Genomic DNA, 15,459 nt, shown 5'->3' with positions numbered 1-15,459 from the left:
GCTAAGCGGCCTTTTTTATTAAAGAGCATTTATCAACGCTAGCGGCCTGTAAAGTCAGGCGACCTTATAGATCGGAGCGGCCTCTTCAATCCGTGAAGGCTGTGGCAAAGGAGTTGTCGGACGCTTATCCAAAGCGTAACGGTGCAGGCCCGGCATATGGATTTCTTGCAAGTAATGCTGCCATTGGTAACTATCTGCACGAATGACATAACGGTCCCGCTCTTCCGGTTCAAGGTAGGTTGCTAATTGCTCAAGCTTAGTACTATCAAAGCGATAGTCTGCTGCACAGTAATAACCGTATATCTTAGCTAATTCGGCGGTAGTACTAACCTTCTTTACCGTCTTACCAACTTTTTTAGAACCCAACAATTTTCTGATCAGGCCTTTGTAATAAACTAAACGAGCGAGTGCTTTAAGATACAGTTCGAGTCGTTGCGGGCTGATAATTCTGGCTCGACTTACCTTATTTCCGGCAAACAGCTTTGGATAACTGGCAAAGTTTTGCCTAGCTTCCTGTTCAATATAATCTGCAAAACGCGACAGGCTGATCGGATTACTGCGACCGCTACAGCACTGATAAATACGCAACTGAGGTGGTTTAATACAGACTTCGGCTGCCGCTATGATTACCGCGTTGGCAACAAGATCTACGGGGATTACATCCAAAATACTGTCAGGATCTCCAGGAAATACCGACAAACGCTTTTTTGCATAGGCATAAATCAGCGCATCAGCAACCTTAATTCCTTCAACCCAACCGGGCTTTGGAAATTGCACCGCACTCTCGATGATCGACGGCCGTACAATGGTCAGATTCTTCTTAGCCAGATCTCTGATCAGGATCTGCTCACCGAGCCACTTTGTGAAGGTATAAGTATCATTCCAGCCATAACTAACCGCTTCCTGAATACCAAGTTTGATCAGTTCTTCCCGCTGCTCCTTCAGATTGGAATAGCGCTTGCGTATCGCATCAATTTTTAACTCCAGACGGTCAAGCAGATGGGTTATCTGGTAGCTGCTCTCACATAATGGCGGAATGTTTCCTTTGGCGGGCCCTGCAATCTCCTCTTTGATAAGCCCCTTGTTAAAGCCATTTACATAACAGGTCGATACATGAAGCACCGGCACAGTGCGCCCGCTGGGTCTGCGTGCAGCTGCGATAATATTGTTCAGACTCAGAGTATTTGTTTGTAGCGCCTTATCCAGTGGTTCACGAAAATCGACACTTGCCGCTGAATTTATAATCAGGTCAACGGATTCGGCTAACTGTTCAAAACGTAAGGCTGACAAGCCAAAATAATGCTCCGTCAAATCACCTTCCAAAAGCCTGACTTTTTTATTTATATAGTCCTGAAATTCAGCACCATACACAGTTTTAAGACTATCAAACAGCGGTACATCGAACACCTCCTGTTGTAATCTCCGCCCTGCACTAAGCTTTTTACTACCTCTGATTAAAAGTGTTATTCCACCAATTTCAGGTACCTCCCTTAATAGTTTTTCAACTACAACTTTGCCAAGAAAGCCAGTTACTCCGGTGACCAGAATATTTTTACCTAGCAACGACTGCGCTATAGAAAATGAATTATTGTGGTTCATTCCTTCGACCTCAAAGTATCAGATATAAAATTGGAACTGGATATCCAGTGATGGCAGGGTGGCTTAAGACTGGCGAAAGAGCGGCTACAATCCATTAACCACCACCCTTGATCTGCTTTACACTGTCTGCACAGGTATTAAACAGTTGTTTGAAAATACTATAAGCAGTGAGTACAGACAATTGAATAAAATTCTATTTTGCAGCCTGATGCTTGATCAAACGCATATAAACCGACAGTAATTAAAATCCAGCTGGGGTAATATAAGATATATTCAGGTTACATTTTAAGACGGATACACAATGCAGCTAAGCCGCTTTTCTGACTATACTCTGAGAACTCTGTTCTACGTTGCTAACAACACTGAGCGACTATCAACCCTTGCCGAGATTGCCCATTTTTACGATATATCAGTCGATCATCTGCGCAAAGTTGTACATTCATTGTCAAAAGCGGGATACCTTAAGACCTATCGGGGCAAAAACGGCGGTATCGAACTCGCACGCTCACCTGACGAGATAAATATAGGCGCTGTTATTAGTCATTCTGAGGGGCTTTCCCCTCTGGTGGACTGTTTCTCTCAGGATTGCCGGATAAAAAGCGTGTGCAGCTTTCAACAGGTTCTTGCTGAGGCTCAAGGTGCATTTATGCATACCTTGCAAAAATATACTCTGGCCGACCTGATCGACAATCCGGCATTGAAGAGGACGCTTATAGCTTCGCAGAAATGACCTCAACGGAAGAGTACAGCCGGTAATTCATGCAAAGCCACCTTAGTCAATCAGATCACTGATATCCGGATGTACCCCTAATCGCTGATGCATTAACGGACTTGTTGTGGTGTATTGAAGATAAGCTTTCTTACCCGGCAACAACTGCTCTTTGATCGCAAATGCTGCCAGAGCGGCCTCATGGAAACCGCTTAGAATTAACTTCCTTTTACCCGGATACCAGTTGATATCACCGACTGCATAGATACCTTCACGGCTGGTACCAAATCTCTGTGTATCAACGACGATCTGATTAAACTGCTGCTCCAGCTGCCACTGGCCAAACTGTTTACTGGTGGCCGACAAGCCAAAAAAGACCAGCAGATGATCCAGCTCCATACGGCGCACAATACCATCACGACCTGCGACCTTAATCGATTTGAGTTCTCCCTGTAGCGCTGAATATTCAACAACCCTGCCCTGAAAGAACTGCATTTTTAGATCACTGCAAAGTTGCATCATCTTCTTCACCGACGCAGGCTGCGCACGAAACCTGTCAGTACGATGAATCAAAGTAATTGATGCGGCGATTTTTTCCAGCTGTAAAGCCCAGTCAAGAGCGGAGTCTCCACCACCCAGAATAACAACATGCTTATCCCGATGTTGTTCAGGACATTTTACCTGATAAAACAAAGATCGCTCTCGCAATACATCGATACCAGCAAGTTTTAGCTGAACAGGTTTAAATGCACCAGCACCGCTTGCGATAACTACTGCTTTAGCCTGGATCCTCAGACCCGAAGTACAACTGACCTGAAACGCACCGGCGTCACCATAGATACCTGCCACCGTCTCGTTAAAAAAAAATTCGGGTTCAAAAGGGGCTATCTGGCTTAGTAGCCGTCCGGTTAAGTCCTCAGCACTGATTGCGGGAATTGCCGGAATGTCATATACCGGCTTACCGGGATAAAGATTAATACATTGCCCTCCAGCCCGATCCAGAGAATCAATTACAACAGCCTTCAGCCCTTGTAATCCCAACTCAAACACCTGAAATAAACCGCATGGTCCGGCGCCAATAATTACAACATCAGTTTGTCGCATTTCAGCCACCCGTCTCTAGTACCAACGCCAGATAATCGTTGCCAAACTCCGCCTCGAGCCAGTTAAACAATTCACGTTCTTCGAACCGCACATGCTGCTTAAGCAGTTCAGACAGCGGTATTGCTGCAGTAGGGCAAGTGCTGTTAAGAAGATTCCGTAAATCCTTATGCTCGGTATGAAATCGAGTCACCAGTGCTGTGGGATTACAATTCACTCCTAACGCCTCAAACATCGCTTCTTCTTCACAAAAATGAGGCAGCAGATGCTCAGATAACTCTTCCCGAAATGCTGCCCATACAACAGGCTTCTGTTCGCTTTCCAAATCGCTTATCCGGGCTAGCTTCTTACTGAACACCAGCGCCTGATGATGCTCCCGGCTTAATTGCTTTAAAGCCTCGGATCTACGCATACCTACTCCTCCACAAAAAAATCAAAGTGACCACTATCTCCAGAGGCCCCGTTGTTCAAAACTAACATAAAGATGCATACAAAATACATCTTATATGAATCATTAACATGTGACAATAATACATGTTATGCAAGAGCGCAGAGTCTGCTTATCGGTATGTAAAATAAGTGGAGGTAAGCAACAAACGCGCTTCTCCGGGCAGAGAAGCGCCAAAAGGGATTTAAGCTGTTAATTCCAGCTTTTCAGGAGAGATCAGAACACCGTTATTATCGGCATAAACAAACTGACCAGGTTTAAAAGTGACACCACCGAAAGTGACCTCTACATTTAATTCGCCGAGGCCTTTCTTTTCCGTTTTCATCGGATGAGCGCCTAACGCCTGCACCCCCAGATCAAGTTCACCGATGGCATTAACGTCACGGATGCAGCCATAAATAATAATACCGGCCCAACCGTTTTTAGTCGCCTTTTCAGCCAGCATATCACCCAGCATTGCCCGGCGCATTGAACCGCCACCGTCAACAACCAGTACTTTGCCTTCGCCGGAAAGCGCGACCTGCTCCCTGACTAATGAGTTATCTTCAAATGCCTTAAGGGTAACGATCTCGCCACCAAAACGCTCACGGCCACCAAAATTACCAAACATTGGTTCAACAACCTGTACCAGTTCCGGGAACTGATCGCAGAGTTCAGGTAGTAAATCTTCCACAGCACACTCCAATTAATACGATAAAATTGATACGCATGATCGCCTATATACAATGCAAATGCACTACCATTATAGAACCAGAAGTTATTGCATAATGAAACGGCAGTCCTGATAGCTACAGCAGATCAACTGGCGAATTGCAGGCTCTTAAGTAAACTAATACTCAACAGCAAAAACCCGGTTACGCCCTGCCCGCTTGGCTGCACAAAGCTCAGTATCGACTTCCTGAATCAGACGCGCAAGATCAGTTCCAGGCCGCTGATAACTGGTCAGGCCGATACTACAGGTAATGTGAATTGGTCGTCCTAAGTGAGATACTGAAGTAAGCTGAACCTGACTGCGAACCCGTTCCGCAATAGTTTCAGCAACGGCCAGGGGCAACATAGGCATAAACACGATGAACTGGTCACCACTCAACCGGCCCAGGCAATCTTTTTTCCTCAGATGCTGATTGAGTAACTCAACTACTCTGATAAGAATCTTATCGCCGGCAATATGACCATAACTGTCGTTAATATCTTTAAAATAATCAATATCAATGAGCATCAACGTCAACGGCAGCGCACGCTTGTCTAGTCCATTAAGCTGGTTCTTAATGACATCATGCCAGGCGCCGCGATTTAGCACCTGGGTGAGATCATCTTTGACCGATCGCTTAAACAGATCGGTTGAAAGACGATAACTCAATTCGGCATTCTGCCTTACTTTAAAAATGCCAATTCCAACAAAAACGAACATCCCCGAAAGATACATCAGAAATGTAATAACGAAATCCAAAGGTGCGACACCGACACTGAAAAATGCGGAAAAGACTATGCAATCAACGAGTAGAAAAGAAAGTATCGTGAGCCGGAAATTGACTAAAGGGGCAATGATAAATAGCCCGAACAGAAAATAAAAAACAGCAAAAGAGACGAATACAAAACGATCATCAGTAATAACGAAAAAGTAGGTTGTTAATATCAGGCTGGCAGAACCCAGAGAAAGCACAGTACCGGTAAATGCTTTCTCAGTCTCAATCCGGCCGACAAAATAGTGAATACCGAGAATCAGCAAAGCGCCAAGAGACATACAAAACAAGGCAATATTGCCTGTATCCGGGTGGGTAAACAGAAAGCTGATGCCAAAAATGATGTTGATTGCAGCACCAAACATCAATAATGGCTGAAATACGGGCAGCAAGCGCTGCTTATGAAAGTTGAAATAATCCGGATGCTCAAACTGATCCAGATCGGCGTACGGCATCGTCATCCTGACCTCGACTATCTGATACGACTTAAACCTGAGCCTGCAAAACCAGAGTCACAGTTTAAAAACAAAAATCCCTTCACGGCGTACTATTTGCGGTGTAATTTTTAGCGTGAGTTACGTTCTAAAACTGATTGAAGATTTAATCACTAACCTTGTGCCACAAAAACATAGCTGTCAATCGCTAAATCAGGGTTGCAATGATGTTCCAGCAAACGTAATCCACTCGGAACGATCGAGAATTCATTGTCAGACAGACAGTATTTTAACGGAAACCCCGTATCCTCATGATGTTGCTGATTAAAAGTACTTAACATTAACTTACCTGCTGGTTTAAGCAGAGACACTACGCGCAGGAATTGCTCGGATGAAGGTTTGAACAGGCTGATTACGATATTATCGTACTGACCCAGTTCTGCTACCGCATCGCTATCATCGAGATCGACACAAACAGTTCGGATATTAACCCCCTGCTGTGCAGCAAAGGCAGTAAGGCGTTTGAGGCCCTGCTCAGAAATATCCGCAGCGGTCACCGTAAACCGGGACTCTTTAGCCAGATATAAAGCAGCAGCCCCATCACCGCAGGCCAGATCAAGCACAGTTCCCGGATTGAGAATCGAACTGTTGTCCAGCAGAAAGCTTACCGGACTGGGCAGCTGAATAGTTTTGTCACTATAGCGCCGATCCCATTTAACTCTGTCTTTATACAACCCCTGACAACCTCATAACTAATTCGGGAATAAAATCACTCTGGGTAAAGCTACTCCGGACAACACTTATTGTGGACGACCAGAGAGATACTCAAATTCCTGGCCACTGACAACACACTCCTGGTCGCCACCACCACACCAGTTGATCCCGATATTGCCGGACAAATGGCGCACTTCAGGCCACCATACGGTGAAAAACATATGCAGCGGCACAGCCATTGAACGCCAGGAAGTTTCATTGCGCCCTTCCAGAAAATTTATCATTTTATGGCGATCAGACCACACCGGTAAGCACTGACCATTACTGCTCGATAGTATCAGAAACTCAGTACCATCCTTGATTATCCAGAGTTTACAGGTTGTTTGGATCTCTTCAGCAAAGACAGCGGTAACCTGTTCGTCAGGAAACTGCTGCTTTGTGCTGAACAGCTGAGAAATTTTCATCGTGTCTTACCTGTATTAGGGATTCGCATATCCCCCCCATGCCATAATCATATATCATAAACGGCTTTGAACTATGACAGATGAGTCGCCGACCTCCCAGTTTGTGAGGTTGACTACTAGTTAGTCATCCGTAATCCGCCTGATCATGAGTCCGTTATGTCCGAAGAATACAAATACTTCTGGGTTTTACTGTTTATTGTTTTAGTTTTTGCACCGGTCACCTGGCATGCGATACAGCGTCGACGCTTAAACCCACCGCCGATGGCAAAAAATGACCGTAAACTATTTCGTCTGTGGCGGTCAGATCCCGATGCATACGCCCGCCAATATGGGGAGATGGATAAGCAATACCTGAAAGCCCAGCAAGAAAAAAACAGATAACCGCTACCCAGACACAAAAAAAGCCGGTGCAAAACACCGGCCTCACTTCACAACTAAATCTCAACCAGGGTTATAGCCTGAGTCACCACTTAAATTACTAACTGGCAATCACCCTTTAACAACGCCTAACAGCACTTGTAATGGATGCGGGATCTGCTTTTCATCCAGTCGTTTAACCTGGCTGCGACAGGAATAGCCGGTTGCGACCAGCTTGCCATCATTAGTTGAATCGTTAACCACTTCAGACCAGCTCAGATCATATATCTTGCGCGACGTATCATAGCTTTCAGATTCATGGCCATAGGTGCCTGCCATACCGCAGCAACCGGTAGCCTGCAGCTCAAGGGTTTGCCCAAGTGCGCTGAAAACCTGTTTCCAATCGTTTATAGAAGTCGCCGCCGACGTCTTTTCAGAACAATGCGCCATCAGCTTGTAGTTGTTCTGACTTAAGCCTTCAGATCTAAGCTTCAGAGCTTCACTATGACCTGCCAGCCACTCCTGTATCAGTTGCACTTTAACCGGCTGGCGCACTTTGTCATCGATATACTCCTGACGGTAAGTCAGAGTCATCGACGGATCGATACCGACCAGATCAATGCCACTTGTCGCCAGTTGTTGCAACATCGAAGTATTAGCATCAGCAGCCCTTTCAAAGGCAGCTTTGAAGCCATGTACATGCAGTGGCTTACCATTCGGTTTAAACGGTGCGACCAGCACATTAAAGCCCAACCGGTTTAGCAGGTCGATCACATCCAGAACCAGCTGGGTTTCAAAATAGCTGGTAAAAGCATCCTGAACGATGATCACACTCTTTGCTCTGCTCTGTTCAGACAGATTGGCAACAGACTCAGCAGTCGCAAAGCTTATTCCCCGTTGGTCCATCCCCTGCTTCAGGGAATTAGTGCAGATAGCCGGGCTATCGACCATACCGACCCAGCGACGGAAAAATGACTGTGTGGCTCGATTATTCATCATCCAGTTATAGGGTGCCGGAAAGCGTGCCAGGTAAGGGATCATAAATTCCAGGCCTCCTACCATATAATCTTTAAGCGGACGCAGGTAACGGCCATAGTAGGCCTCAAGAAAACGGGAGCGGAAATCAGGCACATTAACCTTGATCGGACACTGGGCAACGCATGACTTACAGGCCAGACAGCCCATCATCGCTTCATGTACCTCATGGTTAAAATCATAGTCGCCGCCACGCTTGCCCCAGCTATTGCGGACGCGACCTGGCAGGCTGCGCAGGAACGAGCCGTACCGTGCTTTATTTGCTTCTTTAACAAGATCCACGTTGCGTTCAGACATCAAACGCAACCATTCTCTGATCAGCGATGCACGCCCTTTAGGGGAGTGTTTGCGCTCCCGGGTACCTTTCCATGATGGACACATCGCATCGTTGGGATCGTAGTTATAGCAAGCGCCGTTACCGTTACAGAACATCGCTTCTTTGTATTCGTCCCGCACATGGCTGTGAATCTGACGATCATACTGGCCCCGGGTCGGCACCTGATCGATCTTCAATAGCTCAGCGCCATCGATCAGTGGAGTACAGATTTTGCCAGGGTTAAGCTGGTTAGCCGGATCAAACACACTCTTAATTCGTTGCAGTTGCGGATACAACTCACCAAAAAACTCAGGGGAATACTCAGACCGCACCCCTTTACCATGTTCCCCCCATAGCAGACCGTTGTACTTTTGGGTCAGCTTAACCACGCCATCGGTTATGGTACGGATCAGGGATTCTTCAACCTTATCTTTCATATCTATCGCCGGACGGACATGTAATACACCCGCATCAACATGGCCAAACATGCCGTACGCAAGCTCATGGCTATCCAGCAGTTCGCGGAACTCTTTGATAAAAGGCGCAAGGTTTTCCGGTGGTACCGCGGTATCTTCAACAAAAGGGATCGGACGCTGCTGGCCCTGGGCATTACCCAGCAGACCAACCGCTTTTTTACGCATCGCCCAGACTTTCTTAATCTCTTCACCACCGTACACTACGGAGTAACCAAAGCACTGTCCCGGACGGCCCGACACGATCTCCAGCTGAGCGGTCAGTTGCGCAACCCGGTTTCGAAGCTCATCTTCATCATCGGCAGTATATTCAACCAGGTTGATCCCCTGTATAACCGGCTCATCCTCCTGTTGCGGGAAATAATCCTTCACCGTATCCCAGATGATATCGTTCATCGCCAGGTTGAGGACTTTTGAATCGATAGTTTCAATCGAAGTCGGACCCCAGCTCATCAGATCTGCGGCATCTTCCAGAGAATCCTGAAAACCGGAGTACTTAATATTAACTAACGCCGCATACTTTGGAATCGGCAAGACATTTAATTTAGCCTCGGCGATAAATGCCAGAGACCCTTCGCCACCACACAGCACTGAATTAAGATTGAAGTGGCCGTTGTCATCACGAATATGTGCCAGATCATAACCGGTCAGGCAGCGGTTCAGCTTAGGGAATTTTTCATCAATAAGCGCTGCGTTCTTGTTAAACACCTGATCTACGATGCGGTGAGCCTCGCCCACCCGGTCTTCGCGTTGCTGTATCTCAGCCAGCACTTCGTCGGTTATCGGGCCTGAACTCCATACTGTGCCATCGAGAAATACCGATTTAAGTTCCAGCACATGGTCGCGGGTTTTACCATAGAGGCAGGAGCCCTGTCCGCTGGCATCCGTATTGATCATACCGCCAACGGTGGCACGGTTGCTGGTGGACAGCTCCGGCGCAAAAAACAAACCGTAAGGCTTCAACGCAGCGTTCAGCTGGTCCTTAACCACGCCCGCCTGTACTCTTACCCAGCGCTCTTCAGCGTTGATTTCAAGAACCTGATTCATATGCTTAGAAACATCAACAATCAGGCCATCGGTCAGCGACTGACCGTTTGTGCCGGTACCACCACCACGGGCACTGAGAACCACCTCTTTATAATGTGGCTTTACTGCCAGTCCGGCAATCAGCACCAGGTCTTCAATGCACTTAGGGTAAAGCACGCCCTGGGGCAGCACCTGATAGATACTGTTATCGGTGGACAACACCACCCGATTTGCATAATCGGGATTCAACTCCCCCTGAAAGCGACTACCTTTCAGGTCCTCAATAAAGTCGAGATAAAGCTTCTGAGTACTGTCAATTTCAGCGATACGTGGAATCATGCCCGGGCCTGTACGAAGTCAAAACTGTGATTGGCCACAGTTTTAATAAAAATATTAATAGATAGTGCTGGCTATGATGCAGAAGATCCATTTATCATTCAAACAATAAAATACAATTAATTAATTGATATAAACGAATAATGAGTAATACCCTTTCCATCCGCCATCTCCGTGCCTTTTATGAGGTCGCCAACTGCGGCAGCTTTACCCGCGCGGCAAGCCGTCTGCATCTTACTCAATCAACGCTGACCGCAACCATAAAGCAGTTAGAGCAGGATGTTGGCCTGACCTTATTCGACAGAACTACCCGGCGGGTTATTCTGACATCTGCAGGGGAAAAGTTTCTTCCGGTATCGATACGCTTACTGTCTGATTTCGATACTGCCCTGAGCGACCTCAAAGCGCTTGCGGAACAGCAGCAGGGCCATATAGGCATTGCCGCATCACCATCAACTATAAGTCGTCTGTTGCCCGCCGTTATTCAACAGTACCGGTATGAGTTTCCTAACATCTCAATCTCACTGCGGGATGACAGTGCCGCGCAAATAGAACAACGGGTACTGGAGAACGAAGTAGATTTCGGTATCGGCGCCAACCACTCAGCGCACCCTGACCTTAATTACCAGCCGTTACTGAAAGATCGCTACGGCGTGGTGGTTACAACCGATTCGCCTTTGGCAACAAAGACCGCGATTGACTGGCAACACTTACAACAGCAGCAGTTATTGTTTCTCTCCGCCGATACAGGTATCAGAGCACAATTGAGTCAGTTCAGGGAAGCAGGTGGGAGCAGCCCGACTGAAGAGCGGGCAATGGTTGAAGTGTCTAACCCGGCGGGCATCGCAGCCCTGATCAAACAGAAACTGGGAATCTCGATACTGCCTGCGCTGGCGGCAAGCACTGACTCATTCAAAGAGTTAAGGTTTATTCCTCTGCAGCAACCAATAATTAATCGTGAGATCTGTATTGTTACCCGAAAAGGGCGCTCTCTGAGCCCGGCGGCTCAGAGTATGCTGGAGATGGCCTGCAGGCACTTTGTAACTATGCAGTTACCGGATTACCTGCAGACGGCAGAAACCTGATTTGTTAAAACCTAAGCTGTTGAATCAAAGCTTGTAGAGGCGACAGTTCTCATCTTCCAGTTTCTTGATCTCTCTGATCAGATCCAGTTCCGCTTTTATTTTACTCATTTCAGCACGGTGTCCGCGCTTCAACTCTTTACGGATCTTACCTTCGATAAAACGCTTAATCTCTTGCTCATCTTCCAGAATCAGACCAGGGACCTGCACCGGTTTGCGGGTCTCTTCATCCAGCGCAACCATGGTGAAATAAGACGTATTGGTATGCTTGACCACCCCTTCACGGAAGTCCTCTGAAACCACCTTAATACCAATTTCCAGCGACGAGTTACCAACATAGTTAACCGAAGCCGACAGTGTCAGCAGATCACCCACCTCAACCGGGTTCATAAAATCAACCGAATCAACCGATGCGGTTACGCAGTAACCCTTAACGTGAGATGCTGCACAGGTATACGCAATCTTATCCATCAAAGAAAGAATAACGCCACCATGAACCTTACCCCCGAAATTTGCATAGGAGGGAACCATCAGTTCTTTCAGTACGGTCTGTGAAGATTTAACGGTTCGAAAATCATGTTCGCTCATTTACGCAGCCTGTATGCTCATTACTTTAGTTATTATGATACACTATTTGCGATTATAAAAACATTTGCGTATCTCTTTTGTGTCTATCATTAACTCTACAGACACAGTGTTGTGTTGTGCCAGTTTAGTTATATATCTGCAAATAGTGTGCCTATAGAATGACCACATTCAGATTAACTCCGTAGCGACACTCTATATCTTTGAAATTTACCATAATTAACCTGCCCCCCGTAACCGGCGTAAGCCCTAAACTTGGCCCGGCACAACTAACTACTCAGCTTCCACAGGCCTGTGACCGCAAGGGTTATCATCGTTACCGGGGTGCAGAGCACCATAACAGTGCAAACTTGGCAGACCCATGCCCTGACCAGAGCAGAAAATTAAACCGCCCTTTCTTTTAAAATGGAAAGACCAGGGGCGTTACCAGCAGCGTGATGACCATCGACATAATCTGCAATGGTAGCCCCACCTTCACAAAATCGATAAAACGGTAATTACCCGGGACCAACACCAGGGTATTAACTGGTGATGCTATCGGCGTTGAAAACGCAGTCGAGGCGGCGATAGCAACCGTCATCATAAACGGCTCCGGACTTAACCCCATCCCGGTCGCAATGGCTATGGATATTGGAGCGATCAGTACCGTTGTTGCAGTGTTAGAAATAAACTGACTGAGCACCGAGGTCAGGACAAACAGTCCGGCACAGATAATAATCGGAGTGCTCTGCCCCAGCGTATCCAGCAGCAGATCAACGACCAGATCAAGCGCGCCGGTTTTCTTCATCGCCAGCGCCAGTGGCAGCATTCCCGCAATAAGCACCAGACTACTGCCATTCAATGACTTGTAGGCCTCATTCATATTGATACAACCGGTCACTACCATCGCCATGGCTGCCAGCAGAATAGCCGTCAGGCTTGAGGTGACACCACTTATCATCAGTCCCAGCATCATCACCATAATGATCAATGCCAAAGGTGCGTGTCCCCAGCGGGCAGAAGATTCGGTCATCTCTGCGGGGGTCTCCAGCAGAACAAAATTACGTCGATCATCCAGTGCTTCAATGTAACGCCAACCACCGGCCAGCAACAAGCTATCGCCAAATTGAAGAGGAGCCCCGTTGAACTCTGCCAGCAGCGGTTTACCATCCCGCAGAATACCGATCACACTAAGATTAAACTGTTCCCTGAAACGGCCCTCTCTGATGGTTTTTCCAATCAAAGGCGAACGGTTATGCAGCATCACTTCAGCTACACCAAACTCCTTATGCAGCCGCGTCTGTTCACCGGAAGGGAAACCGAAAAACATAGCGCCGGTTTCGCTGCACATCTGCTCAATCCCCTCAGCCTCGCCATAAGCAAGCAACACATCCCCGCCCTGTATTACAGTCTCGCTTAGCACAGGCATCAGGCTCGAAAGCATTTTGCCATCACGCCGGATAGCAAACACAGTTACCTCATAATTAGTTCGCAGCAGAGCCTGAGATACCGTTTTTCCGATCAGTACAGAATCTTGCCTGACCCGTAGTTTATAAAGATGATCCTGTATACCGTAACGCTCGGCAAACTCCCGAAGATGTGGATGTGCTGCATCCCTGACACCGCTGGCAGGCAACAATAAAGGTGCAATAAAGACCAGATAGATGGTGCCAAACAATAAGATCACGCCACCGATGAGGGTAAAATCAAAGAATGCGAACGGCGCCAATCCTGCAGCCTCAAGCTGGGTGCTGGCAACGATGTTAGGTGGCGTACCGATGAGCGTCATCATGCCACCGATTAAAGATGCAAATGATAACGGCATCAACATACGTGAGGGTTGCAGCGCAGCTGAGCGGCAGATGCTCAGCACCACAGGAATAAATAACGCGACAGCTCCGGTGGAGCTCATAAAGGCCGACATTCCGGCAACCACCGGGATCAGGATCAGCAACAACCGTTTCTCATTAGTTCCACCGACCCTTAAAATCCAGCTACCAACCGCAGCAGCAATTCCTGTTCTGAAAATCCCTTCGCCAACGACAAACAATCCGGCGATCATAACAACCAGAGACTGGCCGAATCCGGATACGGTTTCTGCCGGAGTAATTACCCCAGATACCGCCAGGGCGACAACCACCATCATAGCGACAATGTCCATCCGGATACGATCCCAGATAAACAACAATATCGTGCTCAGAAGAAGGCCAAATACAAACAGTATTTCGAGGCTCACAAGAGTCCTTAAAGACACAAGGTCAGACAGTAAATAGCGTTAGTTTACTGTCTGCAGTAGCAATAATTTCTTTAGCAGACAGCCATACGACAGTGCTCTGTATGGTATGCCGTTGCTCTCCGATCAGCTACGGCGCAGCACCAGATAGACCCCCAAAACGGTGACCACAATCGCTACGCCCTGAATAAGGCTAAGTTGCTCACCAAACAATACCCAGGTCTCCAGAACGGTCACCGGCGGTACCAGATAGAAATAACTGGCGACCCGTGCTGACTCCCCTTCCCTGATCATAAACATCAGCAATAAGATGGCGCTGACAGACAGTCCGAAAACCAGCCAGCCTAAAGCAAAAATCAGCTGCGGTTGCCATTGCACTGCACGCTCTTCAAAGAGGAACGCTAATATAGCCATCGCCACTGCCGTGGCAAGATATTGATAGATCGAACCCGATAACAGATCGACCCCACCTCCAAACCTTTTCTGATACAAGGTACCTACGGATATACCAACCAGTGCCAGCAAAGCGGCCACTGCTGCCTGAGGCTGCAATTCAAAACTCCCCGTACTCTGGCCGTTAAGCAGGATAAGTATGACGCCGACTAATCCGAGGAACAGGCCTATCCATTGCACTGCACGCAGCCGTTCACCCAACCATTGCCAGCCAATGAGCGCTGTAAGCAGAGGCTGTAGCCCCACGACGATGGCAGTAATACCCGCGGGCATTTGCCATTTTATAGCGGCAAAAACACCGCCCAGATAGCAAGCATGGATCAACAAGCCGACTACCGCCTGATGGCCACCCTGTCGCAGAGTCGGCCATTGTGCCCGGAACACGATTGCCAGGCCGAGAAAGACAACCAGAGTCAGCAGCATACGGATAAACAGCAGATAAAAAGGTTCTATATAGGGCAGCGCATATTTAGCCCCGATAAAGCCGGTACTCCACAATAAGACAAATAATAAAGGTACCAGGCGAACCAGATTACTGTGGCTTGAGTTCATATAAAAACCATCAATCCTTATTAAACATGGAAGATTCTATAAGTATTTAATATAAAGAATTTCTTTTTATTAAATAAAACGATTAAAAAAACAAATAATG

Annotated in this window: 14 protein-coding genes; 3 read left to right on the top strand and 11 right to left on the bottom strand. The window is 47.3% G+C overall.

Annotation, left to right across the window (positions count from 1 at the left end; translation table 11 throughout):
- Positions 1-54 precede the first annotated feature (54 nt).
- A complete protein-coding gene (locus ACQUQM_RS06345) occupies positions 55-1,599 on the bottom strand; it encodes an SDR family oxidoreductase (RefSeq protein ID WP_432473646.1) in 1,545 nt (514 codons plus the stop codon).
- Between the two features lie 301 nt (positions 1,600-1,900).
- Between ACQUQM_RS06345 and ACQUQM_RS06340 the strand changes: the two genes are divergently transcribed.
- Positions 1,901-2,329 carry an RrF2 family transcriptional regulator gene (locus tag ACQUQM_RS06340; RefSeq protein ID WP_432473645.1) on the top strand — a complete coding sequence of 143 codons (429 nt, stop codon included), beginning with the start codon at positions 1,901-1,903 and terminating at the stop codon, positions 2,327-2,329.
- A 42-nt stretch (positions 2,330-2,371) separates the two neighbouring features.
- Here the strand turns inward: ACQUQM_RS06340 and ACQUQM_RS06335 are convergent, their stop codons facing one another.
- The 6 genes from ACQUQM_RS06335 to ACQUQM_RS06310 all read right to left on the bottom strand — a co-directional run bounded on the left by ACQUQM_RS06335 (position 2,372) and on the right by ACQUQM_RS06310 (position 6,932).
- On the bottom strand, positions 2,372-3,412 hold the full coding sequence (locus tag ACQUQM_RS06335; RefSeq protein WP_432473644.1) for an NAD(P)/FAD-dependent oxidoreductase: 1,041 nt from the start codon (positions 3,410-3,412) through the stop codon (positions 2,372-2,374).
- 1 nt (position 3,413) lies between these two features.
- Positions 3,414-3,821: a hypothetical protein gene (locus tag ACQUQM_RS06330; protein ID WP_432473643.1), complete on the bottom strand. Its 408-nt coding sequence runs from the start codon at positions 3,819-3,821 to the stop codon at positions 3,414-3,416.
- Between the two features lie 220 nt (positions 3,822-4,041).
- A complete protein-coding gene (gene rraA, locus ACQUQM_RS06325) occupies positions 4,042-4,530 on the bottom strand; it encodes a ribonuclease E activity regulator RraA (protein WP_432473642.1) in 489 nt (162 codons plus the stop codon).
- Between the two features lie 156 nt (positions 4,531-4,686).
- Positions 4,687-5,775, bottom strand: a complete 1,089-nt coding sequence (locus tag ACQUQM_RS06320; RefSeq protein WP_432473641.1) for a GGDEF domain-containing protein — start codon at positions 5,773-5,775, stop codon at positions 4,687-4,689.
- 152 nt (positions 5,776-5,927) lie between these two features.
- Positions 5,928-6,488 carry an SAM-dependent methyltransferase gene (locus tag ACQUQM_RS06315; protein WP_432473640.1) on the bottom strand — a complete coding sequence of 187 codons (561 nt, stop codon included), beginning with the start codon at positions 6,486-6,488 and terminating at the stop codon, positions 5,928-5,930.
- Between the two features lie 66 nt (positions 6,489-6,554).
- The gene (locus tag ACQUQM_RS06310) at positions 6,555-6,932 is read right to left on the bottom strand and encodes a DUF2750 domain-containing protein (RefSeq protein WP_432473639.1); all 378 of its coding nucleotides are present in this window, start codon (positions 6,930-6,932) and stop codon (positions 6,555-6,557) included.
- 156 nt (positions 6,933-7,088) lie between these two features.
- Here ACQUQM_RS06310 and ACQUQM_RS06305 point away from each other — a divergent pair, with 156 nt between their 5' ends.
- Positions 7,089-7,313: a hypothetical protein gene (locus ACQUQM_RS06305; RefSeq protein ID WP_432473638.1), complete on the top strand. Its 225-nt coding sequence runs from the start codon at positions 7,089-7,091 to the stop codon at positions 7,311-7,313.
- 108 nt (positions 7,314-7,421) lie between these two features.
- Here ACQUQM_RS06305 and ydiJ read toward each other — a convergent pair whose 3' ends face one another.
- Positions 7,422-10,478: a D-2-hydroxyglutarate dehydrogenase YdiJ gene (gene ydiJ / locus ACQUQM_RS06300; RefSeq protein WP_432473637.1), complete on the bottom strand. Its 3,057-nt coding sequence runs from the start codon at positions 10,476-10,478 to the stop codon at positions 7,422-7,424.
- A 140-nt stretch (positions 10,479-10,618) separates the two neighbouring features.
- Between ydiJ and ACQUQM_RS06295 the strand changes: the two genes are divergently transcribed.
- A complete protein-coding gene (locus ACQUQM_RS06295) occupies positions 10,619-11,560 on the top strand; it encodes a LysR family transcriptional regulator (protein ID WP_432473636.1) in 942 nt (313 codons plus the stop codon).
- A 24-nt stretch (positions 11,561-11,584) separates the two neighbouring features.
- Here the strand turns inward: ACQUQM_RS06295 and ACQUQM_RS06290 are convergent, their stop codons facing one another.
- The 3 genes from ACQUQM_RS06290 to ACQUQM_RS06280 all read right to left on the bottom strand — a co-directional run bounded on the left by ACQUQM_RS06290 (position 11,585) and on the right by ACQUQM_RS06280 (position 15,359).
- The gene (locus ACQUQM_RS06290) at positions 11,585-12,145 is read right to left on the bottom strand and encodes an acyl-CoA thioesterase (protein WP_432473635.1); all 561 of its coding nucleotides are present in this window, start codon (positions 12,143-12,145) and stop codon (positions 11,585-11,587) included.
- A gap of 397 nt (positions 12,146-12,542) precedes the next feature.
- On the bottom strand, positions 12,543-14,357 hold the full coding sequence (locus ACQUQM_RS06285) for an SLC13 family permease (RefSeq protein ID WP_432473634.1): 1,815 nt from the start codon (positions 14,355-14,357) through the stop codon (positions 12,543-12,545).
- 123 nt (positions 14,358-14,480) lie between these two features.
- Positions 14,481-15,359 carry a DMT family transporter gene (locus ACQUQM_RS06280; RefSeq protein WP_432473633.1) on the bottom strand — a complete coding sequence of 293 codons (879 nt, stop codon included), beginning with the start codon at positions 15,357-15,359 and terminating at the stop codon, positions 14,481-14,483.
- Positions 15,360-15,459 lie beyond the last annotated feature (100 nt).

Origin of the sequence: Amphritea sp. HPY (assembly GCF_050870985.1) — a bacterium.
Lineage (GTDB): Bacteria > Pseudomonadota > Gammaproteobacteria > Pseudomonadales > Balneatricaceae > Amphritea.
The sequence above is the reverse complement of the archived record's forward strand: the minus strand, read 5'-3'. Positions and strand labels throughout refer to the sequence as shown.

Bases quoted from the DNA above. Each gene is read 5' to 3' on its own strand.
- ACQUQM_RS06345 (WP_432473646.1), bottom strand. From the start codon at position 1,599: ATGAACCACAATAATTCATTTTCTATAGCGCAGTCGTTGCTAGGTAAA.
- ACQUQM_RS06340 (WP_432473645.1), top strand. From the start codon at position 1,901: ATGCAGCTAAGCCGCTTTTCTGACTATACTCTGAGAACTCTGTTCTAC.
- ACQUQM_RS06335 (WP_432473644.1), bottom strand. From the start codon at position 3,412: ATGCGACAAACTGATGTTGTAATTATTGGCGCCGGACCATGCGGTTTA.
- ACQUQM_RS06330 (WP_432473643.1), bottom strand. From the start codon at position 3,821: ATGCGTAGATCCGAGGCTTTAAAGCAATTAAGCCGGGAGCATCATCAG.
- ACQUQM_RS06320 (WP_432473641.1), bottom strand. From the start codon at position 5,775: ATGCCGTACGCCGATCTGGATCAGTTTGAGCATCCGGATTATTTCAAC.
- ACQUQM_RS06310 (WP_432473639.1), bottom strand. From the start codon at position 6,932: ATGAAAATTTCTCAGCTGTTCAGCACAAAGCAGCAGTTTCCTGACGAA.
- ACQUQM_RS06305 (WP_432473638.1), top strand. From the start codon at position 7,089: ATGTCCGAAGAATACAAATACTTCTGGGTTTTACTGTTTATTGTTTTA.
- ydiJ (WP_432473637.1), bottom strand. From the start codon at position 10,478: ATGATTCCACGTATCGCTGAAATTGACAGTACTCAGAAGCTTTATCTC.
- ACQUQM_RS06295 (WP_432473636.1), top strand. From the start codon at position 10,619: ATGAGTAATACCCTTTCCATCCGCCATCTCCGTGCCTTTTATGAGGTC.
- ACQUQM_RS06290 (WP_432473635.1), bottom strand. From the start codon at position 12,145: ATGAGCGAACATGATTTTCGAACCGTTAAATCTTCACAGACCGTACTG.
- ACQUQM_RS06280 (WP_432473633.1), bottom strand. From the start codon at position 15,359: ATGAACTCAAGCCACAGTAATCTGGTTCGCCTGGTACCTTTATTATTT.